Source organism: Paenibacillus sp. G34, from assembly GCF_056856875.1.
In genome coordinates, this window is the sequence record NZ_CM166469.1 from 2,738,346 (window position 1) to 2,763,716 (window position 25,371).

Annotated in this window: 21 protein-coding genes; 18 read left to right on the top strand and 3 right to left on the bottom strand. The window is 46.6% G+C overall.

Annotated features, from left to right (window positions below; all coding sequences use genetic code 11):
• The first annotated feature begins 167 nt into the window (after positions 1-167).
• Positions 168-3,341, top strand: coding sequence for a bifunctional cytochrome P450/NADPH--P450 reductase (locus tag AC1VYS_RS12670; RefSeq protein WP_482914531.1), 3,174 nt, complete (start codon positions 168-170; stop codon positions 3,339-3,341).
• 156 nt (positions 3,342-3,497) lie between these two features.
• Here the strand turns inward: AC1VYS_RS12670 and AC1VYS_RS12675 are convergent, their stop codons facing one another.
• Together AC1VYS_RS12675 and AC1VYS_RS12680 are read right to left on the bottom strand one after the other, a co-directional pair.
• A complete protein-coding gene (locus AC1VYS_RS12675) occupies positions 3,498-3,923 on the bottom strand; it encodes a hypothetical protein (RefSeq protein WP_482914532.1) in 426 nt (141 codons plus the stop codon).
• A gap of 239 nt (positions 3,924-4,162) precedes the next feature.
• Positions 4,163-5,452 (bottom strand): Gfo/Idh/MocA family oxidoreductase, encoded by a 1,290-nt coding sequence (locus tag AC1VYS_RS12680; RefSeq protein WP_482914533.1) that lies wholly within the window; start codon positions 5,450-5,452, stop codon positions 4,163-4,165.
• A gap of 125 nt (positions 5,453-5,577) precedes the next feature.
• Here AC1VYS_RS12680 and AC1VYS_RS12685 point away from each other — a divergent pair, with 125 nt between their 5' ends.
• The 17 genes from AC1VYS_RS12685 (at position 5,578) to infC (ending at position 24,329) form a co-directional block, all read left to right on the top strand.
• Positions 5,578-6,459 (top strand): helix-turn-helix domain-containing protein, encoded by an 882-nt coding sequence (locus AC1VYS_RS12685; RefSeq protein ID WP_482914534.1) that lies wholly within the window; start codon positions 5,578-5,580, stop codon positions 6,457-6,459.
• A gap of 69 nt (positions 6,460-6,528) precedes the next feature.
• On the top strand, positions 6,529-6,975 hold the full coding sequence (locus tag AC1VYS_RS12690) for a RidA family protein (RefSeq protein WP_482914981.1): 447 nt from the start codon (positions 6,529-6,531) through the stop codon (positions 6,973-6,975).
• A gap of 5 nt (positions 6,976-6,980) precedes the next feature.
• Positions 6,981-7,571 carry a GNAT family N-acetyltransferase gene (locus AC1VYS_RS12695; RefSeq protein WP_482914535.1) on the top strand — a complete coding sequence of 197 codons (591 nt, stop codon included), beginning with the start codon at positions 6,981-6,983 and terminating at the stop codon, positions 7,569-7,571.
• A gap of 56 nt (positions 7,572-7,627) precedes the next feature.
• Complete coding sequence (locus tag AC1VYS_RS12700; protein ID WP_482914536.1) at positions 7,628-8,461, top strand: phosphotransferase family protein; 834 nt, start codon at positions 7,628-7,630, stop codon at positions 8,459-8,461.
• Positions 8,462-8,482: 21 nt separating this feature from the next.
• On the top strand, positions 8,483-10,633 hold the full coding sequence (locus tag AC1VYS_RS12705) for a class I SAM-dependent methyltransferase (RefSeq protein ID WP_482914537.1): 2,151 nt from the start codon (positions 8,483-8,485) through the stop codon (positions 10,631-10,633).
• A gap of 20 nt (positions 10,634-10,653) precedes the next feature.
• On the top strand, positions 10,654-11,208 hold the full coding sequence (locus tag AC1VYS_RS12710) for a histidine phosphatase family protein (RefSeq protein WP_482914538.1): 555 nt from the start codon (positions 10,654-10,656) through the stop codon (positions 11,206-11,208).
• Positions 11,209-11,213: 5 nt separating this feature from the next.
• Positions 11,214-11,903: a 3'-5' exonuclease gene (locus tag AC1VYS_RS12715; RefSeq protein ID WP_482914539.1), complete on the top strand. Its 690-nt coding sequence runs from the start codon at positions 11,214-11,216 to the stop codon at positions 11,901-11,903.
• Positions 11,900-12,259 (top strand): hypothetical protein, encoded by a 360-nt coding sequence (locus tag AC1VYS_RS12720; protein ID WP_482914540.1) that lies wholly within the window; start codon positions 11,900-11,902, stop codon positions 12,257-12,259. Before AC1VYS_RS12715 ends, AC1VYS_RS12720 begins: the two co-directional genes overlap by 4 nt.
• A gap of 252 nt (positions 12,260-12,511) precedes the next feature.
• The gene (locus tag AC1VYS_RS12725) at positions 12,512-13,501 is read left to right on the top strand and encodes an ABC transporter substrate-binding protein (RefSeq protein ID WP_482914541.1); all 990 of its coding nucleotides are present in this window, start codon (positions 12,512-12,514) and stop codon (positions 13,499-13,501) included.
• A 131-nt stretch (positions 13,502-13,632) separates the two neighbouring features.
• Positions 13,633-15,279, top strand: coding sequence for a helix-turn-helix domain-containing protein (locus AC1VYS_RS12730; protein ID WP_482934522.1), 1,647 nt, complete (start codon positions 13,633-13,635; stop codon positions 15,277-15,279).
• 216 nt (positions 15,280-15,495) lie between these two features.
• Positions 15,496-17,628 (top strand): putative PEP-binding protein, encoded by a 2,133-nt coding sequence (locus tag AC1VYS_RS12735; protein WP_482914543.1) that lies wholly within the window; start codon positions 15,496-15,498, stop codon positions 17,626-17,628.
• Positions 17,629-17,996: 368 nt separating this feature from the next.
• Entirely contained in the window at positions 17,997-19,940 is a 1,944-nt protein-coding gene (locus AC1VYS_RS12740; protein WP_482914544.1) for an LTA synthase family protein, read from the top strand.
• Positions 19,941-20,238: 298 nt separating this feature from the next.
• Complete coding sequence (locus tag AC1VYS_RS12745; RefSeq protein ID WP_482914545.1) at positions 20,239-21,246, top strand: LLM class flavin-dependent oxidoreductase; 1,008 nt, start codon at positions 20,239-20,241, stop codon at positions 21,244-21,246.
• A gap of 33 nt (positions 21,247-21,279) precedes the next feature.
• On the top strand, positions 21,280-22,140 hold the full coding sequence (locus AC1VYS_RS12750; RefSeq protein WP_482914546.1) for a metallophosphoesterase family protein: 861 nt from the start codon (positions 21,280-21,282) through the stop codon (positions 22,138-22,140).
• Between the two features lie 119 nt (positions 22,141-22,259).
• On the top strand, positions 22,260-22,583 hold the full coding sequence (locus AC1VYS_RS12755; protein WP_482914547.1) for a (2Fe-2S) ferredoxin domain-containing protein: 324 nt from the start codon (positions 22,260-22,262) through the stop codon (positions 22,581-22,583).
• A gap of 202 nt (positions 22,584-22,785) precedes the next feature.
• Positions 22,786-23,718, top strand: coding sequence for a manganese-dependent inorganic pyrophosphatase (locus AC1VYS_RS12760; protein ID WP_482914548.1), 933 nt, complete (start codon positions 22,786-22,788; stop codon positions 23,716-23,718).
• Between the two features lie 119 nt (positions 23,719-23,837).
• A complete protein-coding gene (infC, locus tag AC1VYS_RS12765) occupies positions 23,838-24,329 on the top strand; it encodes a translation initiation factor IF-3 (RefSeq protein WP_482914982.1) in 492 nt (163 codons plus the stop codon).
• A gap of 208 nt (positions 24,330-24,537) precedes the next feature.
• On the opposite strand, the gene AC1VYS_RS12770 is transcribed toward infC, so the two are convergent.
• Positions 24,538-25,362, bottom strand: a complete 825-nt coding sequence (locus tag AC1VYS_RS12770; protein WP_482914549.1) for a protein-glutamine gamma-glutamyltransferase — start codon at positions 25,360-25,362, stop codon at positions 24,538-24,540.
• Between the last annotated feature and the right edge of the window lie 9 nt (positions 25,363-25,371).

Genomic DNA, 25,371 nt, shown 5'->3' on the forward strand with positions numbered 1-25,371 from the left:
TTTTTACTTCAAATTGACTATATTACGATTATGGTCAGTTGGTTTTGGGTACGACATATTACACACATAACACGTGATTAAAAGATGGATTCAAGTGAAATTTGATTTAACATGCTATGCCTCGGAACTCATCATTTACATTTTGAGAAAAAGAAGGAGTGAGAGTTATGTCATCCATTTCAGTGCCTCAGCCCAAAACGTACGGCCCGTTAGGTAATCTGCCGCAGTTGAATTTTGACGAGCCGACCCAGTCTTTGGTTAAGCTGGCAGGTGAGTACGGTCCTATTTTTCGCATGGATTACCCTGGAAGAAGTGAGCTTTATATTTCGAGTGAGAAATATGTAGCCGAGGTTACGGACGAATCCAAATTTGATAAACGAGTGTGGGCTCCCCTCGCCAAGGTACGTGCTTTTGCCGGAGATGGACTCTTTACTAGCTGGACAGACGAGCCTAACTGGAAAAAGGCACATAATGTTCTGCTCCCAAGTTTCAGCCAGCGCGCAATGCAGGGGTATCATAACAAAATGGTGGATCTTGCCGTACAGCTGGTGCAGAAATGGTCGAGACTGAATCCCGATGAAACGGTCAATGTGCCCGACGATATGACCCGTCTGACCTTGGACACGATTGGCCTATGCGGATTCAATTACCGTTTCAACAGCTTCTATCGGGAAGAACCGCATCCATTCATTACAAGCATGGTAAGGGCATTGGATGAATCCATGAGTTCTTTACAGCGTCTGCGTCTGCAGGATAAATTGATGATTAGCAAAAAGAAACAATTTGAGCAGGATATCCGCTCCATGTTCTCACTGGTAGATCACATCATTGCAGAACGCAAGGCACAGCCGCAGGAAGGGGCAGATGATCTGCTTTCTCACATGTTAAGCGGCAAAGACCCGGAGACAGGTGAAACATTGGATGATGAAAATATCCGGTATCAGATTATTACTTTTCTGATTGCAGGGCATGAGACAACGAGTGGTTTGTTATCTTTTGCGGTGTATTACCTGATGAAGAATCCGGATAAACTCGCGAAAGCTCAGGCGGAAGCAGATGATATTCTGAAAGATCCGGTGCCAACATACAACCAGGTTCGTCAATTGAAGTATATCCGTATGGTGCTGAGCGAAGCATTGCGTTTGTGGCCAACTGCGCCAGCATTCTCCTTGTATGCTAAAGAAGATACAGTGCTCGGCGGACAATATCCGCTTCAAAAAGGAGACAGTGTCAGCGTGCTCATTCCCAAGTTGCACCGTGACCGTGAGGCGTGGGGAGACGATGTAGAAGAGTTTCGGCCTGAGCGGTTCGAAGATCCGAGCAAAGTGCCTCATAACGCGTACAAACCGTTCGGTAACGGTCAACGCGCATGCATCGGTCAGCAGTTTGCTCTTCAGGAAGCGACGCTGGTGCTGGGCATGGTTTTGAAACATTTTGACTTCATCGATCATGCGAATTATCAATTGAAGGTCAAAGAGACCTTGACACTTAAACCTGACAATTTTGTTATACGAGTACGTCCGCGCGGAGGTCAACCCGTGTTGGCTGTACCTGGTTTGGCTGTGCAAGAGCCTGCTACTGCTGTGAAAAAGAATGAGCAAGATATTGTGGATGCACATCATACCCCTATGCTTGTCCTGTACGGCTCCAATCTGGGGACGGCAGAGGGCATCGCGCGTGAAATTGCTGATACCGCCAGATATCAAGGTTTCCGCAGTGAAGTCGCTGCGCTCGATGACCGCGTGGGCAATCTGCCTAAAGAAGGAGCTGTCATCATTGTCAGTGCATCCTATAATGGCCAGCCGCCAAGCAACGCCAAAATGTTCGTGGAGTGGATTGGTCACGCAGATGCAGATGAGTTCAAGGGTGTGAACTATACTGTGCTTGGATGCGGTGATCACAACTGGGCCAGTACGTATCAGCGCATTCCGCGTTTGATTGATGAACAGCTTGCCTTGCGGGGAGCAAAGCGCCTGTCATCCCTTGGTGAGTCGGATGCGAGTGGTGATTTTGAGAAGCAGGTGGAGGATTGGACGGAACAGTTATGGCCTGACCTGGCGCGAAAGCTGGATTTGAAGCTAAATGCTGGCTCAACAAGTGACCGCAACTCCTTGTCCGTACAGTTTGTCAGTGGCATGGCGGTTACTCCGCTTGTAGAAACGTATGATGCACATGTAGCTGCTGTGCTGGAGAATCGGGAGCTTCATGATGCAGGCAGCGAGCGGAGTACAAGACATCTGGAGATTAAACTTCCGGAGGGAATCACGTACAAGGAAGGCGACCATCTGGGCGTTCTTCCTCAAAATCCGCCGGAGCTGGTGGAGCGAGTCCTTCGCCGCTACGGATTTACGGGAGCCGAACATCTGGTATTGGATGCATCGGGCCGAAGCGCAGCGCATCTTCCGCTGCAACAGCCAGTGAACCTGTATGACTTGCTCAGCCACAGTGTAGAGTTGCAGGAGGCTGCAACACGTGCGCAGTTGAGAGAACTTGCTGCACATACGGTCTGTCCTCCGCATAAGAAGGAGCTTGAGGCGCTACTGGATGAAACGGTGTATATGAATGAGGTGCGCAGTAAACGGATATCCATGCTGGACTATCTGGAGAAGTATGAAGCATGTGAATTGCCATTTGAACGTTTTCTGGAGCTTCTGCCTTCGTTGAAGGCCAGATATTATTCCATCTCCAGCTCACCGCGAGTGCAAGAAGCACAAGCGAGCATTACAGTAAGTGTGGTAGAGGCACCTGCGTGGAGCGGACAAGGGATATATAAAGGCATTGCTTCCAACTATCTGGCCGGACTGAAGCCTGGTGAAGAGGTAGTGATGTTTGTTCGTACCCCGGAATCCGGATTTCAGTTGCCTGACCACCCGGAGGTGCCGATTATTATGGTGGGTCCGGGAACAGGTGTGGCGCCATTCCGGGGGTTCTTGCAAGCAAGGCATGTATCGAAACAACAAGGTGAACAGGTTGGGGAAGCCCATCTTTACTTTGGATGCCGCAATCCCGAACATGATTATTTGTATAAAAACGAACTACAAGCCGCCGAGCAAGAGGGACTTGTACAGCTTCATACAGCGTTTTCCCGTCTTCAAGGGGAAGAGAAGTGTTATGTTCAGCATCGAATGAAAGAGGATGCACCTCTGTTGATTCCTTTGCTGGAAAAAGGGGCGCACCTATACATTTGTGGAGATGGTAGTAAGATGGCTCCCGATGTGGAGGCAACGCTCAAACAGGCTTATGCAGACATTCTAGGCAAAACTGAAGAAGAGGCAGAAGTCTGGCTTAACCAGCTTCAGGAACAAGGTCGTTATGCCAAAGATGTCTGGACAGGGGTGTAGCCTAAATTCCGTGGAAGTAGTCTGGTAGTTGGATGGTGCTGAGTTAATGTGCATGCACCTGTGAAGGACATGAAGCCAAGCGGTGAGAAACGGAGATAAACGTTTCTCGCCGCTTTTTTCGTTCAAGGCTAGATCGATTGGACAGCTACTTCAGGGTTACCTGCGGCGGATACAGCCACGTTTCCGTTTATAGGTTCGCTTGCGAGGTCGATAAATCGACTCCACGCTGGAAAGCGGAAACAGAATACGCGAAGGGACTCTGCCTTTACCTTGCAGCTCAATATAATTGAGTCCAACGCCAACCAGTCTGATGTTCCTGAATGCGTTGCGCGAAGGAAATGTTGTACGAATGCCGACCTGAATTCCTCTCTGTGTGCGTGGAATGTTGAATACACGAATGGAATTCAGGCTGAGCGGAATAAATAATTGATGATTGATTTTGACAAAGTTACGAGGGAATACCTTCCGAATACGTCCAGGCTCCAGACCGGTACGCGGGGCATTAAGCTCAGCCAGATGTCCCTGAAATTGGGTCAACCGCTGCTGAAGTGTTTTGCCTGTGCGAAGATGCTGCCAGCTCATAAGTCATCCTCCGTTCGTCATTTATACCTAGTATATGAACGGGGCAAGGAGGAACGTGAATACTTGGCAGCCCATGTTCATGCCGGTTAATACGTACGTACTGAGATGAGATGTGTTTGAGGAATAAAAAAACCAAAAAAGCAAAAGAACAGAGATACCAGTTCTCTGATCTTTTGCCTTTTTTAATATGCGCTTTATATTAGTATAACAAATGTGTTCGTTCGCCTTTATCAACGACTTTAGAATTGTACCAAGGAATCGACCTTAACCGGAAGGCCTGTTGCAATCGCACGATTGGCTGCTATACCCGTCAGGATGGAGCGGGCGCCATCCACATGATTGGCTGCACGATGGAACGGATCTTCTGACGGCGCGCCGAACAGATCATTGAGCAATACAGGGTCGCCTCCGCCATGGCCGCCTTCCTTTTCCTCGACATCAACGTCATAAGGTGAGCCGAACATTGGAAGCACGCGCAGCGTTTTGCCGATCAAAGCGCCTTCTTTGCTCTTATCGCCCAGTGAATTGACGTAGGATTGTTCGATAATGCTCATCTCGATGCGTCCTTTTGTTCCATTAATGGCGATGCGGTAACCTTCCCATGGCTGATAAGCGACAAGGGAGTATGTCAGGATAGCTTTATTCTGATATTGGACGAGAACACCCATCGTATCCTCAATATTGATGCCTTCACCAAATACACTCTGATCGCGCTGGTATCCATCTTCGGTTTCGGCATCCAGATACATCGATTTCAGATGCTCATCGGAATCGAGATGCAGGGCAAATGGATCATCCTGAGCGAGCGGGTTGCCTGTAGCACGGTTGTAAAATTGAGTAACCCCGCGATCCTCGGCATTTTCTCTGCCGTAAAACATCAGATCGCCAAATGCAAATACGGTATCTGGCTGTGAGCCAATCCAGAAGTTCACCAGATCGAAGTGATGCGTCGATTTGTGTACGAGTAATCCGCCGCTATTGCGCTTGTCCCGGTGCCAACGTCGGAAATAATCCGCCCCGTGGCGGGTATTTAGAAGCCATTCGAAGTGCACGGACGTCACTTTGCCAATGGCATCGTCCAGAATAAGCTCCCGTATTTTCGTGTGATGCGGTGCATAACGATAGTTGAATGTGACACGTACATTCTGTCCGGTACGTTTTACGGCATCCAGAATATCCTGACACTTCTCTTCATTGATGGTCATCGGTTTCTCTGTAACTACGTCACAGCCCAGTTCCATGGCCCGAATAATGTATTTGTGGTGAGTCCGATCCACGCTAGTCACGATAACATAGTCTGGCTTCTCGTTCTCAATCATCTGGTCAAACTGATCTGCCAAATACGTCGGTACTTCAGCATAGTTATATTTTTCTCGCAGCAACTTATTTGCATAATTCATACGCACTTGATTAATATCGCAAAAGCCGACCAGCTCTGAGGTTTCATTGAAATCCCGGGTCAAGGCACCATAGAAAAATTCGGCACGACCGCCGGTTCCGACCAATACATAACGTTTTTTGTTACCCATGCATATCGCCTCCTTGAATGTAGGTTTAGCCTATAACAAAGGAGCACTTCTTTCGCCGCTTTTTATGCGTAAACGCTTTCAAATGCCGCTTATTTTGCTATAATTGTGAAAAAGGAGAGAACAACATGACCGAAGCTATTCGTGCGGACTACCATGATACAACGGATTTATTACATATGGAATACGATCGCCGTATCGGGTATTACTCCATGCCGAGTGATCATTTTCACGACCATTACGAATTGTATTATTTACTCTCTGGAGAGCGTATTTATTTTATTAAAGATCGGTCGTATCGAATTAAAGCAGGGGACTTGGTATTTGTGAACCGTAGCACGGTACATAAAACACTGGAAAGCGGAATGCAAGGCCATGAACGAATTGTGTTATACCTGCAACCTGGACTATTTCCTGCTATGTTGGTCTCAAGCGAATTGGCCGAGGGGTTAACCGAGCCTTTTCGCTGGGATATACCCATTGTGAGATTCCCCGCTCATATCGCCAAAGTGACCGAGGGGATCGTCGCGGAGATGGTGAAGGAAATGCGAAAGCCTGACGAGGGAAGTGGGATGTTGCTGCGTCACCGTACACTGGAGTTGTTGCTGCTTACGCACCGCCACCGTCATCTGGGACGAATACAAATGGATGATCAAGAACCTGCTCTTCACCCGAAGATTCAGATCGTCGTTCGTTATCTGAATGAAAATTACCAGAGCTCGCTTACGCTACCGCAGGTAGCAGGCAAGTTTCGGATCAGTTCCCATTATCTAAGCCGGTTGTTCAAACAAACGACGGGTTTTACCTTCAGTGATTATTTGAATCTACTGCGGGTGAAGGAGGCTCAGCGTCTATTGCGTGAGAGTGAAGAGTCAGTGACCGATATTGCCTTGCTGGCGGGGTTTGGTAATTTTTCTCATTTTGGCAAGATGTTCAAGCGAGCGGTCCAGATGTCACCGAGAACATACAGGCAGGAATACAACGAACGGGATGGAATTAAAAAAGTATAAAAATGCGATAACATGATAACATCAGAGGTGATCTTATTGGAAAATGAGAGAGAGGTCCTGAGGATGAGTATGATCGAAGCCAGATTGAAGGAACGGGGAATCAAGCTTCCGCAATCCAGTGCTCCTGCGGGGAAATATGCAAATGCCGTAATTGTGAATGGAATCATGTATGTTTCAGGAAAAGGCCCAGCTACGGATGAGCGCGGCAAGCTTGGCGTGGAATTTACGACAGAACAGGGGTATGACTTTGCCCGGAACGCCGGACTTGAGGTACTTGCTGTGGTGCGAGATGTGCTCGGATCGCTGGGTCGTGTCAAACGGGTCGTGAAGGTGCAGGGGTTTATCAACGCATCTGCTTCTTATCAGGAGCACCATAAGGTGCTGAACGGGTTCTCGGATCTGATGGTAGAGGTTTTTGAAGAACAGGGAGTGCACGCAAGGTCCGTCTTCGGGGCTGCCTCCGTCAGAGACCAACTTCCGCTGATTATTGACTCGATTTTTCAGGTGGAGGAGTAGGTTTCATGACAGATTCAAGGGTGTTGCTTCCTATAATGCTCGATTTTCCTGAGAGTTTTCACACGGAACGTCTGAATATTCGAGCCCCGCAATGGGGGGATGGCGCAGATGTAAACATAGCTATTCGGGAAAGTGCCAATGAGCTACGACCGTGGTTACCTTTTGCAGAGAATATTCCTTCATTAGAAGAGTCAGAAGCATCCGTGCGAAAAGCCAGAATGAAATTTATGGAACGCAGTGATCTGATGCTGCATTTGCGCGATAAAATTACGGACGAGTTTGTTGGCAGTAGTGGTCTGCACCGGATGGACTGGAACGCACGCTGCTTCGAGATTGGCTACTGGGTGCGGACCTCTAGATCGGGTGAAGGTTTGGTGACAGAGGCTGTACGAGGGATTGAACAGTTTGCGATTTTGCATCTACAGGCCAATCGGCTTGAGATTCGTTGTGATGCGCGGAATATCCGCAGTGCCAAGGTGGCTGAACGGTCAGGGTACACCCTGGAAGGAGTATTGCGCAGAACAAAGCAGGATCGCACAGGTGCATGGGTAGATACGTTGATTTTTTCCAAAGTAAGAGGGATTGAGTTCAAGTAAGCGAACAAGACTAAAAGCTTTAAATATGAGGAGTCCATACTCGGGAGGATAAGTACATGAAGCTGATGGGGCAAGGAAGAACGGCGGAAATCTACCATTATGCAGATGATCTTATTTTAAAATTATACCGGACAGGGTTTTCAGAAGAAGCGGTACAGAATGAATATCACATCAGTCAGTTCGTATATGATATGGGGCTGCCTGTACCTCGTACTGTAAAACAAATACATCACAATACGCGCACAGGCATCGTATTTGGAAGGTTTGAGGGAACAACCCTCTTATCTCTGATGATTCAGCAGCCGGAATTACTGGAACAGTTATCATCGACAATGGCTGCGATTCATTATAAACTGCACCAGATACAGGCTGAGGACAACACATGGCCTTCTCAGAAAAAGATTCTGGAGCATGCGATTCTAAGCGTATCCAGCTTTTCTGCTATTGAACATGAGCGCCTGATTCATTATTTGTCCGAATTGCCTGAGCAGCGGGTGATCTGTCACGGTGACTATCATCCTGATAATGTGATGCTGAGCAGAGACGGAGGACAACATTGTGTCATCGACTGGATGACGGGGATGGCGGGTGATCCTGCGGGTGATGTGGCCAGAACGTGGGTAATATTAAAATGCGGCAAGTTGCCAGACGACGCAGAACCTGCGATTCGGGAAGGATTTGAGCAGGCTCGAAGTTTGATTCTGCAGCAGTACTTAGCTCATTACATCTCACTTTCCGGGATCTCTCGTGAGCAGATTGATGCCTGGATGTTGCCCGTAGCTGCAGCTCGTCTGGACGAAAACTTGCCGTTACCGGAAGCGGAGCACTTACTTCAGTTTGTGAGGGACAAACTCCGCTTGCTGGATGAAACGGTTCTTACAACATCATGAGATAAAGAGGGTGGAGAATCCATGCTGGACGCGCTGGAAGTAATCCAACGTTATAAATCAGGGAAGTCACAACCATACTTGCAAGATGAGCCGCAATGGCTGCAATGGTTAGCAGCGGCGGAGAAGCCGAGAATCAATCTGGAACGTATTCACTCTATTGCCGAGCTTCAGAAGACCAATGCAGTATTGGATTACTCTGAGCGTACACTTCAGGTGCTGGACGAAATCCGGCTTTCGTTCTGGATGAAAGAGCTGCTGGAGGAAGTGCTGGCCTGGTCCGAGACGGCTAAAGCAGGTTCGCTGGAACAGCGCAGAACGTGGCAGCAGCAGGGCATCAATCTGTTTGTACATAATATTGGCTCAGCTCAGCTATATAGTCTATATGCAACGGATGGAGCGAAAGAACTGGAATCGGCAATGTCTCCGAAACAGGAGATCATTCGCATTCTAATATCAACACACGGATTAATTGGACAATACATACGGGGAGAAATTCCGTTTGCGGAGAATACACCATTGCGTTCTTTAATGACCAAGGGCTGGGTTACCGGTAGTGAACTGCGCACCCTGCTGATGGCTTTGAACGAATGTATTATTGCTGCCGTTGATCCTGGGCTCTGGGAGCATGTTCAGGACGAAGTAGAGCAGATTGTGGACTGGATCGTAACAGGTACCGAGCACACCGATTGGAGTGTGAAAGAACGATTATCCCGTCTGAGAAGCAACTCGATCCGGCAAGGTGAAGCGATCGATAATACGTATGCCAAACTCGAACAGCAGTTTTCGATCGCCCAGCAGCTAGCTCCAATTGCATCACGCACCTTGTGGTATGTCGAGTCAGCCATGCGGGATTATTCACTTGAAGAGATGGTCAAGGTATTTATGCTCGCACTTCACAGCGGAGAATGGGATAGGGAAACGGAGGGAGAATCAATGGATTCTTCCGAGATCTCTTCCATTCGTCATATCAGCTTTGAACCGCTAATGAACACGATGTATTATGACTACAAAGGCCTCAAAAAGCTGAATATCTACAAGAAACGTATGATCGAAAAATATTTGGAACAGTATTCGTGGGAACAGATTATCGCTGGCGAGCAACTGCCTTATCCACATCTGGGACATCGGGTTGAACGATATCCTGATCTGCCAGATACGCTATTTGTGACCTTTGAATTCTCGCCTGCGGCCGAGAAACTGATTGCATTTTGCATTGAAGCAGAGAAATCTCCGTTGTACGAACAGGCGGTATTATTGTTATTCGATCTGTTTGGCTTGCGCCGGGATGCGTATGACCGGTTCCACAATGAAGAGACGTATCTTTCGGATATGAACAGTTCGGGGGATTACAAAAAAGTGCTACTAGACTACATGGTGGGCAAGCGTGTGCTTGACATTGGTCCAGGGGGAGGCATATTGCTCGATTTGATTGAGCAGGAGAAGCCGGAAGTTGAGGCGATTGGCATCGATATTTCGGCCAACGTGATCGAAGCGCTGGAGCGTAAAAAGCAACGGGAATCCCATCGCTGGCATGTGATGAAAGGGGATGCGCTGCAGCTTGATCAGTATGTCGAGCCTGGCACAGTGGACACGGTGATATTTTCCTCCATTCTGCATGAGTTATATTCCTACATTGAACGTGACGGACGCAGATTCAATACAGATACGGTGGCGGCTGCGCTGCAAAGTGCTTTTCAAGTGCTCTCCCCAGGCGGAAGAATCCTTATCCGAGACGGTATTATGAGCGAACCCGAGTTGCAGAAAAGACGAATTCGATTCCTAGAGCCGGACGGGTTGCGCTGGCTGGAGCGTTATGCAGCAGATTTTAAGGGGCGCACGATTACGTTTGAACGTATATCGGATCATGAAGTAATGATGCCGATTAATGATGCAATGGAGTTTCTGTACACCTATACATGGGGTGAGGAAGCTTATGTGCACGAAATTCAGGAGCAGTTTGGCGTATTTACACCGCAAGCCTATGAGAAATGCATACGTGAAACGTTGGGCGAGCAAGCGGAGATCGTTATGCTACGTCATTTCCTGCAAAAGGGGTATACCGAAGCATTAGCAGAGCGGATTGTTTTTATGGATGAACAGGGGAAACCTGTGTCCTTGCCTGATAGCACCTGTCTGATTGTAATCGAGAAGAAGGGAAAGATGGCTGGATGAGCACAGGAGTTTATACAAGCTTGTATTTTGTACGACATGCAGAATCCAGGTTCATCGAAGGCAAGGAGCGCGAGCGTGGACTGACTGAGCAGGGGGATTCGGATGCGGAGAAAGTGGCCAATCTTTTGCACGCAGAGGACATAGCGTTTTTCTACTCCAGTCCGTATCTTCGAGCGATGCAAACCATTCAGATTTTGGCTGACTTGTATGGAAAGCCTGTGCTGACCTTTGAAGATTTGCGTGAACGTGCGTTGTCGGGTTCCCATGTCAAACATGATGATTTTCATGAGGCCAAGCGACAGTTGTATCTTGATGCTTCGTTCGCTTTTCCAGGTGGAGAGTCTGGAATTCAGGCTCAGGCGAGAGCCATTAACATAATTGAACAGGTGTTGGACGAGCACAGGGGGAACAAGATCGTGATTGGTACACATGGTGATATCATGACCCTTATTTTTCAGCGTTATGACCCGGATTGCGGTTTCGAGTTTTGGAAGAGCACCACGATGCCGGATATCTACAGAATGGATTTGGATAGAGCTGACAACATGTTACAGATTACAAGAATGTGGGAGTGAAAGATATGCAAATTACGTTTTTGCCGGGTACATATACGGTGGAGGAATTAAGTGTGACACCGCTGAGGGATAGAACATATTGCATATTTGATCTGGAAGGAACAGGAATTGATACGACTGTGGAGAGTATTACTCAGTTTGGCGCAGTGTCTTATAAAAGGGAAGAGGGCCTTGGCGAAACCCGTTTCTCTTCTCTAGTTCGGGCGTCGAAAATGATTCCAGAAGCTGTGGAGCAACTTACGGGTATTACAAATGAAGAAATGTTAAAGGCTTCGCTTTTTAATGAAGTGTATGAGCAATTTCGTAGCTTTATCGGTGACGAGGTGCTCGTGACGCACGCTGGATATGAATATGATCTGCCTATGTTAGAACGCCATTGTCAAGAACACGGGTTAACTATGTTCACCAATAAAGTGCTGGATACCAAGGCGATGTTCACGTATATTCATCCTGAGATAACAGATGTTGTCTCCACGGATTTTCTGATCCGGTACTACGATTTGAATACAGAAGGTATTCACAGACATGATGCGCTGGCGGATTGTGGTATCATTGCCCGGATTTTTGGATGTGTACTTGATGAATATAAGGAACGGGGATTGGACCATTTTACAGCAGACACTAGTAAACACATGAGACGTTTTGTTATACCGGAGATGTATTCGAAAAAGAAGAACGAAGGAGTGAAAGAATGAGTAGAAGTGATGTAAACACCCTGTTACAGGATTTGAAAGAAGAACGCTTGCTCAGCGAACGAAATTTCGAAGGGCTGGATGTAGAGGCGTATCTGGATAAACGTGATGAAGCTCCATTTGCTGATGAGTGGATGCAGGCTTATGAGCGATATGCTGGGGACTCTGCTGTCGCAGAAGATGATGTGCTGCGACAGATCAGGGAGATTGCCTTTAAACGAACGATAAGTTTGACGGGTGAACCGGAGTTAGCCGGTTATGTTAGCGATGATTTTGGGTTGATCGGTTGTTATTTGCTGCAAGATGGCGAGCAGGATGCGTTTGTGAACCAATTGCTTGAGCGTTATGTTAAAGCATAGGGACTAAAAAGGAATAAAGGCTCATTAAAGCCGCTGTTTTAGTGGCTTTTTTGAGTTCATTAGGAAATGAGTAGGCTATGTTTATCTAAATTGTTTCGTTTGTATAAAAAAGAGTCTTCAAATGTGTATTGTGACCTCAGGTCAACATCATGTACAATTCACCTAAAGAGTTATATGAGAATGATTATCATTATAGATTAAAATATTCTTTTCTCATGATGACATCTACAGATTATACATAGGGGGAAATGCATGATGGCAATACGGAGCAAAGGAATTCAAGGGTGGTTGATGTTGTTATTACTCACAGCAATGGTGATATCCGGTTGCAGTGCAAAGACGGAAACATCAGCATCACAGGGAGAAGCCAAGAAGAGCACCACTGTAGAAACGGAGGCTCCGAACAACGAGACACGTGTTGTGAAGGATGAGTTTGGAGAAGTAACGATCCCTGTCCATCCACAGCGGATTGCGGGTATTTATGTCGAGGACTATCTCAAGGCGCTGGGTGTTACACCGGTTGTACAGTGGTATCATCCCACTTGGGGAGTACAGGATTATTTGAAGTTAGATGCGCCGAAGTTTGATACGACAGCAAGCATCGAGGCACTTTTGCAATACAACCCGGATCTGATCATTGTGGACGGTGGGGTAGATGCAACACAATACGAACAATATAGCAAAGTAGCCCCAACCTACCGTCTGCCGGAGAGCGTTCTCCAGGACTCCAATCAGGTATTGACGACAATTGCCGATATTGTAGGGCAGCCCGAAAAAGGTGCTGCGTTTGAAGAGCAATTCAAACAAAAAATTGCAGATGCAAAAGCAAAATTACAACAAACCCTCGGAAATGAGACGGTTGCGGTTGTGAGATTAAACGTAGCAGAAAAAGGATTGGCTTTATTTGGGGTCAAAAATCGATATACCGGATTTGTTTACTCTGATCTTGGACTTACTCCACATCCACTCGCACGAGATATGAAAGAATATCAAGAAATTCTGTCCGAAGAGGCTATCCCCAGTCTGGATGCAGATCATATCATCGTGTTCCCTTCTAACGGAAACTGGGATTCCCCAGAAAATCAGGAGGCCATCCACATGTTGGACGGAAAACTGTGGCAGTCGCTTCCTGCGGTCAAAAATAAACATGTCTACATGATGGAGCGGTCTCACTGGCAGTCCGGGGCAGTTACTGCGAATTCAATGAAGATAGATGATTTGCTGGAAAAAATGACGCCATAAATAGTGAGTTGAATAAAGAAAGTTCTTCAGTCTGGCTTGAAGAGCTTTCTTTTTTCGTTTACACTTGATCTAATTGATAACTATTCTCATATAAGAAAGATGGATGTACAATGTACGCTTCAATATTGCACATGATGACCAAGCCGTGGCTCTGCTCCTTACAAAACATACAATATGTAGATTTTACATTGGAAACAAGTTCAACATATTCATCTAAGCAAACCAATGTTCATACTTTCATCATTGTGGTGCAAGGTAGGGGCATTTTAGCTTGTTCTGATAGCCAAACCAAGCTGGAACCGGGTACGATTTGTTTGGTGCGAGCTGATGTTTCTTTCTCTGTAACAGCTCAGGGTGGAGATGAAGAGACGTTGAGGTTTTATAAAATGGATATGAATCCGATTATGGTTGACAGCTGTTCCATCCATTCAATGCCGAATCAGAACAACGTAGAACGGAACGCTACTAACCACCGGCTAAGTTTGGGTACGAATGACACAGTATCGTTCACCGAGTTTACATACACCCCTTGGAGTGCATGTCTGGAGTGTATGGAGCAATTATACCGTCAGAAGCATGTTACAGATGTGCATGACGTGTGGGATGTGCAAATTCAGTTCCAGCAGTGGTTCCGAAATGTCATTCGTCAAAATGATCCTGAGCTTCAGCTACAATCTAATCGCAGCCATCTTCAACAATCCGTTCATTACATTGATTCGCATTACAATCAGATGCTCACAGTGGACGAGCTTGCTTCTCGAGCAGGTCTTTCCAGAACAAGTTATACGAGACACTTCAAAAAAATGACAGGTCAGCTTCCCCTTGATTATGTGAACCGTGTTCGACTGGAGCGATCGAAACAACTTTTACAGATAACGGATGATCGTCTGCATGATATTGCGAGTCATGTAGGATTCAGTAATGAGTATTATTTTAGTCGCCGTTTCAAGCAATATGCTGGTGTCTCACCCGGCGTGTATCGTCGTCACCACCGCCAGGAGGTGCGTATATTTGCACCTTATCTGGAGGATTTCCTGTTGGCGCTCGGAGTAAAACCGATATTGCAAGGTTCGCATCATGCTTGGGGCAGACAACGTTACTTGCAACTGGATGATGTACCTGAATTTGATATCAGTCAGCAGGATGCCGAGTTTCATGCTGGGCATATACCGGAATTTATTATGCTGGATATGGGGTATAAAACATGGAATTTGGATCGTTTTGAGCAGGTAGCGCCCGTTTATTATTTGCAACAAGATGGTGAAGATTGGCGTGCTATTTTGAAATCTACAGCGGATGTGCTTGGAAGAAGCCATTGCGTACATGAAGTTGTTGAGTTGTATGAAGAAAAAGCGTTTGATGCCAAAAGACATCTTCAAGTACGTTTGCGCAAAGAAACGGTTGCTTTTCTGCGTGTTTCGGCTTCGGAAATCACACTATACGGTGATCAATGTGGTTATGTGGGTCCGGTTATTTATCGGGATCTTGGTCTCAACCCCCATGAACATGTGAGTAAGTGGGCACAGCGTGAGCGCAGAGTCAAGATCGGGTTGGAGCAATTGGCTCAGCTTGATGCGGATCACCTGTTAATTACGTTCGACACTCGTGATTCCTTAAGGTTTGGAGAGGAACGACAATTGCTGGACAGAAAGGAATGGAAGCAGCTTGCAGCAGTGAAATGCGGAAATGTCTACGAGGTCGATTTTTTGACGTGGATGAACTACGGTGTACTCTCTCACGGGAAGAAAATTGACGATATCTTGCGGTTTATAGGGTAGTGGATATGGCTAAAGAAACTCCTTCAGCATGAGCTGAAGGAGTTTTTACTTTTTAACAGATTCGAATTTAACAAAAAAACAGAATAACGATTACAAATTGCTGAACCTGTAGTCTTTGATGATGCTCTTGCGACATAACATTAGAGTGAAGGCAGCACGGATGAAGAACGCTGCTCATTCGATCACAGCCATGGACGGCAGATGGGAGCGCTGCAAATGACAAAACGGGTATTGCTATTGGAGGAAGGTACCTTACAAATGAAAGGGCTGACGCACAGTATCGGGGCTGCTCTCTCAAAACTGATGCAAATGGGATGGTCTGTTCCAAAGGGAATGATCGTCACGGAGGAAGGCTGCCGTGCATGGTTTACCCGTTCTGGTCATCACTCCGATGAGATCATGGGAGAGCTGGACAGGGCTATACTGCATCTGGAACAACAAACAGGTGCAGCTTTTGGCGACCCCAACCGTCCACTTCTACTTGACGTGCAGCCAGATCAGGCTGTTTATTCTTCAGTTACAGAGAAAAACGGTATATCTTATGTGGGGCTGAATGATGAAACTGTCGAAGGTCTCGCTCATCAGACAGGCAATCGTTTATATGCGCTCCAATGTTATTTGGCCGTACTTCAACAGTACGGGCATATGGTTCATGGAATTCCTTATGTCACTGCTGCACAGCCAGAAGACCCTCAGTCATTTTTTGCGGGAGAGGCGGAGCTCGAATCGTTCATTGCAGAAAAGAAAGCCTTGATTCAGGCGATTGGCGGAAGTCCTTTTCCACAAGATGTATACGTTCAGATTCAAACTGCGGTGCGTGCGGTGCACTGTTCTGCCGACCAGATGAATGATAGGGATGATTTGCCAGAAGATAGCGTAAAAGAACAAGCAAGAGTAGGAACCCCTGTGTTGATTCAAGCCATGGTACAAGGAAACTATGCGGATTACAGAGGCACTGGGAAAGTCTACACTCGTAATCCGGTAACAGGGGAGAAAGGCATGATGGGGGATTATCTACCTTCGAGAAGCAAGTCTGGCATGGTTCATGCACTCTCTTATTTAAAAAGAAATAATACAAAGCGCTACACAGAGCTGGAGAAGATCTGTACGGAATTAGAGAGCCTCACAGGTGTTGTGCAGGAACTCACCTATGTGGTTGACATGACTTCCATCCGCATACAACATGTGATGCCTGCGAAATTAAGTTCAATTGCGGCATTCAAGAGCGTAGTCCATTTCGTAAATGAGGGGCTAATTTCAAAAGAGCAAGCCATCCTTCGAATGAGATCCGAAGATATGCCAGAGTGTATGCCACAGGAGTTGCCAGAACTTGAACTTGTGCTGGAATGGGCTGATGAAATAAAAGAGGTATCTATTCTGGCAAAGGTGGAACAGGTGGATGAGGCTTGGCGGGCACGAGCTGGAGGTGCAGAGGGCATTGGGTTATGTACAACGGAGACGATGTTGTTGTCTCCATCCCGAAAACCTTTTGTGCAGAAGATGATAATGGCGGATACGGAAGAAGAACGCAGACGCGGGTTGGAGCGATTACTGCCGATGCAACAGTCTGATATGGAATCTCTTTTCGAAGGAATGGATGGACGCCCAGTGACTATTCAATTGTTTGATTTTCCACTACAGAAGTTATTGCCGAATTTAAATGAGCTGGATCAGCAAGGCTATGATCTGGCTGTCATTTTATCCGACATTCATGAGATGCAGCTAGAGGCTATTTTCCGGGCAGCGGTCAAATGTATTCAAAACGGGCTGTGGGTACGTCCAGAAATTATAATCCCGCATGTAGAACAAGCGCATGAGATGCAACAGATGAGGGATTTGGTGGATCATGTAGCAGACCAGTTGCTTGGTGAAGAGCGCCGCCATTGTGTGTACAAAGTGGGAGCCTCGATTAACTCATCCAGATCCGCATTGACTGCGGCACAGTTTGCGCGTTATGCGGACTTTATTTCCTTTGATGCTGATGAGCTGGCATACTCCGTATTTGGTAGCGTTTGTGAGGAAGTAGCGGAGCAAGAGCGGACTCTCGGTGACGCTGTTTACATCAAATATAATGCTCAGCATACCCTTGATATAGACAACGTAGGTCGCTTAATAGAGACGGCTGCTGCTCAAGGGAAAGCTCGGAAGCCACATCTGAAAACATTCATAATCAGTGAGCATATTCAGGATACAGCGTCGATTGCATATATTCATGAGGCCAGGCTAGGGGATATATGTTGCAGACCCGAGCAGATCCCATGGGTTCGGGTTGCGGCAGCACAGGCAGCCCTTCGAGCATCACGTGACAACCGGAGCATGAAGAACGAGGATATTTCAACGATCGCTTGAGTCAATCCTTGTCCTGTCTCCTGTCCTTCATTAAAACACATCTGAGCCAGTGTGGACGTCTTTATAAGTAGAACGATTCATTTACCCAAGAACGGAGAAGACAGAAAAAACCTGTAAAAGCGAAGCTAAAAGCTTTCTGAAAGAAAGCTACGTCGGAAGCATAGGCTTCGCATTTATCACAAGATTTCCAAAAATCTGGGGATAACAGCGATTGAAAGGTTATTCTGTCTTTGGAGTGCCCGTGTAAATCATTTTAGTTCTACTTAGATAGCATAACCTCAATGGAACAGAGGCACGAAAACTGTTATACTGAAATATGCGTTTTGTAAAATGAACGTAAAAATTTCAGATAAGGGTTGAAAACGACCATGTTTACATCGACAAATAAAAGCAGGCAGCCATCTTCACGGACGTTATTTGCCGTCTTGTTTATTTTAATGCTGCTGAAGTTATCGCTTCTGCGTTATTTCTTTTTCAATGGGTTGTCTGGCGTGGGAATGTTAACTGATGCACTCGCTGCGCTCACCATTGTATGTGTGCTGGATCTAATTGTTCCGCTAAGCTGGAAACGAACGGTATATGGAGCGTTTAATGTTCTGTTCTCACTTCTTCTATTCGCAGCCACGCTGTATAATGCGCATTTCAGTTCGGTTCCGACATACACTGCGCTAAGTGAACTTGGGCAGGTTGCCCAGGTCAGGGGAAGTATCGGACCATTGGTTCGTCCACAACATTTTTTATTTTTTCTCGATATTGTTCTTGCTGTGCCGATCTGGTTGTTCAGACTTAGACGGAGCAGAGGATCATATCGCAGCAGTTACCAGGAAAGCAGTCTGACATTTGGCAGAAATCGCAGACGCTATTGGGGAAAACTGGGTGTTGCGCTTACTGCGGCATTCTGCATCGTGTTGTCTGGCAGTTTTATCGTTAAAGGGGAAACCATTGATAACGAACTGGTGCGGGCCGAAAACCTCGGTTTCCTGAACTATCAAGTGTCCTCGGCAATACTAACGAGCAAAGAGAATGAGGCCATTGCGAGTGGCAACATTAACGAAACGATTGCCAAGATCAATGCACTGGTGAGCCAGTATCCTTATCAGAACAAAGCGACAAACGGCGCAGCGGTAAAGGCAAAGTATTTTGGTCAGGCGAAAGGTAGCAACCTGATTGTGCTTCAACTGGAGTCCTTTCAAAATTTTCCGATTAACGCTTCGTTGAACGGGCAAGAATTAACACCGGTTTTGAATAATCTTGCGAAAGAAAGCTATTATTTCTCTCATTTCTTCCAACAGATCGGTCAAGGAAATACGTCGGATGCGGAGTTTATGTCGAATACATCCATATATCCTACAGGAGTCGTACCGATGTCAGCCGGGTATAGTGACCGTGACCTTCCGAGCCTGCCTAAACTGCTGGCCAAAGAAGGATATGAGTCGGAGACATACCACGTTAACGACGTAACCTTCTGGAATCGCAACAAGATGTATCCTGCCCTCGGATTCACCCGATACTTTGATAAACCCAGCTTCACGAATGACAAATTCAACGATTTTGGGCCATCGGACGAAGAATTGTATCGGGTGGGTATCGAAAAAATGACTGCGCATCAGGCTGCGAAACAGCCGTTTTATGCTCAGTTTATCACGGCCTCAAGCCATTCGCCGTTTACTGTGCCAGCGGATCGCGCACGAATTGAAATTCCGGCGACGATCACAAATAAACTGCTGCATGATTACCTGCAAGCGATCAATTATACGGATTACGCGGTAGGTCAACTGATTGACGAATTGAAAGCGAGTGGGCTATGGGATAACACAACGCTTGTACTCTATGGAGATCACTTTGGATTACCAGAGGAACCGGAAATTACAGAGCAGATTCAGGCAAACCTGAATATCCCATACGATGGAAAAGTAAGCCGGTTCAACATTCCGCTGATGATTCATACACCGAAACAAACGAAAGGGCAAGTGATCGAGCAGCCAGGAGGTCAATTGGACATCATGCCTACCGTCATGAACCTCATGGGCGTATCGCTGCAGGAGGAGAAGTTCACAGCATTCGGTCATGACTTGCTGAATATGGATCACAACGCGTTTGGTATTCGTTATTATTTGCCGACAGGTTCATTTGTCAACAATGACATTATGTTCATTCCGGGAGCAGGGTTTGATGATGGAACTGCTTATTCACTCAAAACCTATGAACCGGTGACGAATCTGGAACCGTATCGTTCCGATTATGAGCATGTGCTTAGTCTGATGAAGTTGTCTGATGAGTACGTGAAGCTGTTGCCTAAACGAGCACCTTAATTTAAATGAGCTGAGTAGTGGAATGTCACTTTAGTAACGTGAATAATCAAGCTAGACAACTAAGGTTGGCAAATCTAGACAAGTAAGATAGACAAATAAGATAGTTAGAAATAAACATCCCGTAACGCAGCCAGCATAGAAGCTGGCTGCATTTTTGTATTCTTTTCCAAATGGCCGGGGTAATAAGAATAAATCAGGTAAAGTTTGAAACTGTAATTTTTAATGTTACAATGAAGAAGTAAGCAACAGGAAAGATCGTTACTTTACATCACCCTACAGACGAGAGGAATGAATATATATGAAACTAAGTGTACTGGAACATGGACACATTAGTGAGGGCCGCAATGTGCAAGATGCCTTGCATGAGGCAGTGACGTTAGCACAGCATGCCGAACAACTGGGGTATTCCCGGTTTTGGATGTCCGAGCATCACGGCGGCGGTGCGCTGTCCTTTTCAAGCCCGGAGATCATGATTGGCCATGTGGCTGCCCATACAGAACGTATTCGGGTCGGTTCGGGCGGAGTCATGCTGCCGCATTACAGCGCGTATAAAGTGGCAGAAAACTTCCGTTTGCTCGAAGCTTTACACCCTGGACGCATCGATCTCGGCATTGGCCGTGCGCCCGGAGGCATGCCTATTGCGAGCAGGGCTTTGAACGAGGGCAAGTCATCAAATGTACAGTTTTTCCCGCAGCAGATTGCGGATCTTGGAGGTTATTTCCATGAGCAGCTGCCTGAAGATCATCGTTTTGCTTCTCTTGTAGCCGGCCCTTCCGTCCCAACGATTCCCGAAGTGTGGTTGCTGGGTTCCAGCTCGGAAGGAGCGAGAATTGCCGCAGCGCAAGGTACTGCCTATGCCTTTGCCCAGTTTTTCGGAACGCCAGGTGGTGAGGAAGCGATGAAACACTACCGCCGCCACTTCAAACCTTCGATCCTGAACGACAAGCCCCACTCTATGATTGCGGTCTCCGCTTTCTGTGCAGATACCGAAGAAGAAGCCGCTGAACTGGCTCGCAGCAATGAGTTGTTTTTCCTGCGACTTGGACGCGGACTAGAACAGAAGTCCTTCCCTTCTCTGGAAACGGTGAATAACTATCCATATACAGCGATGGAAATGGAACAGATTCGTCAGCGCCGATCCTTCTCGATTATCGGCACGCCGGATCAGGTGAAGGATAAAATTATCGCGATGGCTGAACGTCATGAAGCGGATGAAGTGATCATTGCATCTGCCATTCATTCGTTTGAGGCACGTCTGCGTTCCTTCCATTTGATTGCAGAAGCTTTTGGCCTTCATCAGGACTAAAGCAGGATTAAGTCTACAGGAGCGGGAATATAAATGTGGTTGGGACTGGAACCTTGCCCGGCTCGGCTGCAGTTGTGTGGCCGCTGGCTGAGAGGGTTCCAGTCTATATTTGTGGCTCACCCGGAAAGAGAGGAGATTCACTTGCGCAGATGTGTCATCAGTGACATCCACGGTTGTTATGATGAATTTAATGCATTGCTGGAACAGGTTCATTACAATGCCTCGCAGGATGAGTTGATTTTGCTAGGGGATTATGTAGATCGAGGTCCCAAAAGCAAACAGGTCATTGAGCAGATTATGAAGCTAAAACAGGAGCAGGAGAATAAGATCATCGTTCTGAAGGGCAATCATGATGCCATGATGGTCAAGGCTTTGACAAATGATGTGGAAGAGTACGACTCACATTGGATTCGAAATGGGGGATTACAGACACTGGCAAGTTATCTGGACGTTTCGTATGATGGAGATCGGATGGACTGGCAGACCTATGCTCGGGACAAACAATGGATGCGCTCTCATTATATGGATCATCTACATTTTCTGGACGGGCTTCCACTGTCGTATGAAATTCCTGGATATATTTTTGTGCACGCCGGGATTAACCCGGATGTGGCCGAATGGAGAAATCAGTCTGAACGGGATTTTATCTGGATTCGCGAACCTTTTTACAGCAGGCCGACGACGCTTCAGGATATTGTTGTGTTTGGACATACACCTGTGCAATATTTGCAGGATGAGCCTGGAATCTGGATGGACCCGCTGGGAGACAAGATCGGTATCGACGGTGGATGTGCTTATGGTGCCCAGTTAAATCTGCTGGAAATTGATGAGGAAGGTTGTTTGCAGACGTTCTTTGTGAAAAAAGGAAACCAGATGCCGAACCCTGAGTTGTAGGTTTACAGTTTTCGTTGCACAAACCTGGATAGATGTGCTAATTTATAGAGTTGTAATGTTATGCTATGCAATTATCAAAAAGATACATATTCTACTGATGTGAGAGGAATGAAGCGAGTTTGGCTATCTATAATTTGGATCAACTTCAGCACCATATTTTACTCTGTAACGGTGGAACTTGTATGCGTAATGACGGAGAAGAAGTCACTCAGGCGGTACGGGACGAAATTGCGAAACAGCAGGCTGGAGGATTTATTCATACAACACGTACCAAGTGCAATGGTCGCTGTGATGATGGATGTGTAACGATTGTATATCCGCAAGGGGACTGGTATGGAAAAATGACCCCGGAATCAGGCCGGGAGCTCGTGCAAGCCTTGTGTAAGGGTGACAAGCTGGACGGACATCTGATTGCAAATGTAGCGAATACCTCTGCAATTTAGAACAGACAGGTTTATCTGTTGAGAATAATCGCATCTTGTTTGCTCGCGGCATGTGTCACTTGCAAAACAGCCCTTTGTATAAGCTATAATTAATTCGCTGTAAAGGGATTGGAATTAAGACGTATAAGCGCTATAATCAGTAAGGTATGATTCAAACAAGGATAAGTTTAACTTAAACTCGAATTGACGGAGGGCTACGAATATGGAAAAAGTACTAATTTTCGGCCACAAAAACCCGGATACAGACACGATCTGCTCAGCAATCGCGTATGCAGACCTGAAAAGCAAATTGGGACAGGAAGTCGAAGCTGTGCGCCTGGGCGAAGTGAATGGCGAAACGCAGTTTGCACTGGATCAATTCAAAGTTGAAGCACCACGTATGATCAAAACAGCGGCGAACGAAGTAAACAAAGTCATTCTGGTCGATCACAACGAGCGTCAACAAAGCGTAAGCGACATTGAAGACGTAACGGTTGTTGAAGTTATTGACCATCACCGTATTGCTAATTTTGAGACAAGCCAGCCTTTGTATTTCCGTGCGGAGCCTGTAGGCTGTACTGCAACGATTTTGAATAAAATGTACAAAGAAAACGGGATTGAAATCAGTGCGCCGATCGCGGGTCTGATGTTGTCCGCGATTATCTCGGATTCCTTGTTGTTCAAATCTCCAACTTGCACAGAGCAAGATGTAGCTGCAGCACGTGAGCTGGCTGCAATTGCCGGTGTAGATGCAGATAGCTACGGTCTGGACATGCTGAAAGCTGGTGCAGACTTGAGTCAGAAAACAATCGCTGAGTTGATCTCCCTCGATGCGAAAGAATTCGCAATGGGTACAGCGAAAGTTGAGATCGCACAAGTGAACGCAGTTGACGTGAATGATGTGCTGGTAAAACAGCCAGAGCTTGAAGCGGCGATTGAAGCAATTATTTCCAGCAAAGGACTCGACCTGTTCTTGTTTGTCGTTACGGACATTCTGAACAATGACTCCGTTGGATTGGCTTATGGTGCATCTACCAAAGCGGTTGAGAAAGCATATAACGTAACGCTCACAGACAACAAAGCACTACTTAAAGGCGTTGTATCCCGTAAATCTCAAATCGTACCGGTTCTGACTGAAGCGTTTAACACGCTGTAATTAGCGGAACGGAACCTTTCCACATATTGAATTAGCAGAAATCAATACCAAGAAGCCTGCTCTGATCTTCAGTGATCAGGACAGGCTTTTCATGTCAAGGAGGTAGAAGCATGGCTCAGATCATCAAAAATGAAAAGATCAAAGTATCCGAGGTACAACTGACCGGACTGAATGGTGAAGATCTAGGGATTATGTCCACACGCGAAGCGCTGGCGCTGGCCAAACAGTATAAAGTAGACCTCGTATGTTTGTCCTTGATGACTAGCCCGCCACCGTGTAAATTGATCGGTGCGGGTGCGGCGCGCGAAGAAGCGCAGCAAGCAAAGAAAAAGGCAAGCAAATCCCCTGATAAACGCAAAGTGAAGGAAATTCGGCTGCATCTGCAAATGGAGGATCATGACCGGGATGTAAAGCAATCACAAGCAGAACGAATTCTAAAAAAAGGTGATTCCGTGAAGTTTGTCATCCAGGTACATGGTGCCAAAGAAGGAGACGCAGGTAAAGTGTGGGCAGAAGAATTGTGCAAGGCGTTAAAAGAACACGGCAGTAAAACTACGGGTGCTCAGGTTAGCGGTAAGCAGGTCGTAGTTCAACTTGACCCGTTGAACTAATAATTCCAACATTATAGCCGGTTACTGGATGTTTATGGCTTATAAGCAGCTTGGTGCGGGTGAATGATAATTGCTGAAGTAATACATCACTATCGAAGTAAGCCCAATATAAAGACAGCCTGATGGCAGCTTTCTATTGGGCTTTTGTCTAAGTTAAGTATGGGGTGTTATACTCCAAGAACCAGTTGTTGACTGCATAATCGGCTATTTAAGTCCGCAGATAACGGCTTCCGCCTACGCGAACATACATTTGACCAGGCAGTACAGGTGTGGATGCGTCTGGGTTACTACTGGAAGCATTTTTGGCATAACGGGATAAGTAAAGAAAGTCTGGATAAATGACCATATCCATTAAATAGGCTGAAGTTCGGCTGCCGGGAAACCGAAACTGGTTTAAGGTCTGGATAATCTCCGGGCCGCTTGCAATGCCAATGCCGTGTCCATAGTACCAGTTTTCTCGCAACATAATGGTGTTTTCACCTTGCCATTCAGGGGTTTGGGGGGAGACATCCGGATTTTTGAAATAGAGCACGTCTCCCGGAAGTGCGGTTTCCTTGCCGTTTTTTTCTGTCAAACGCAGATCGCTGTCATAATGCCAGTCAAATAGCAGCAGGTTACGAAATAATGAATTAAAGGCATCTTCACGTATGCTCCCAAGCACTCCTCCGTAGAGCACGATCACGGTAGCGGTTGCGCACTCAAAGGCATATAAACGCCCGTTTCTCCATATATCTCTGATGCCGTCAGCAGGTGTTACATCCGGTCTTAGCTCAAACCCGCCTTGGGCATTCCGATTCCAGAAGGCGGGGTTACACCTGGAGTCTTCAAATGAGGCAAAGCTGACTCCACTTCGGTTCAGTCCTTCGGCTGCGTCTACGAGAGATTCTCTTAAGTTCCATTCGAAGTGCAGGTGATCCATGGATTGATACACATATCGGTTTGGACGGTTCTGAAGCTGCTGTACCCAGTACCATTCAAAGGCAGACCACTCGGAGGGAAACAGTTGAACCGGTTGATTCGCAACAATAATCATGGGGCAATA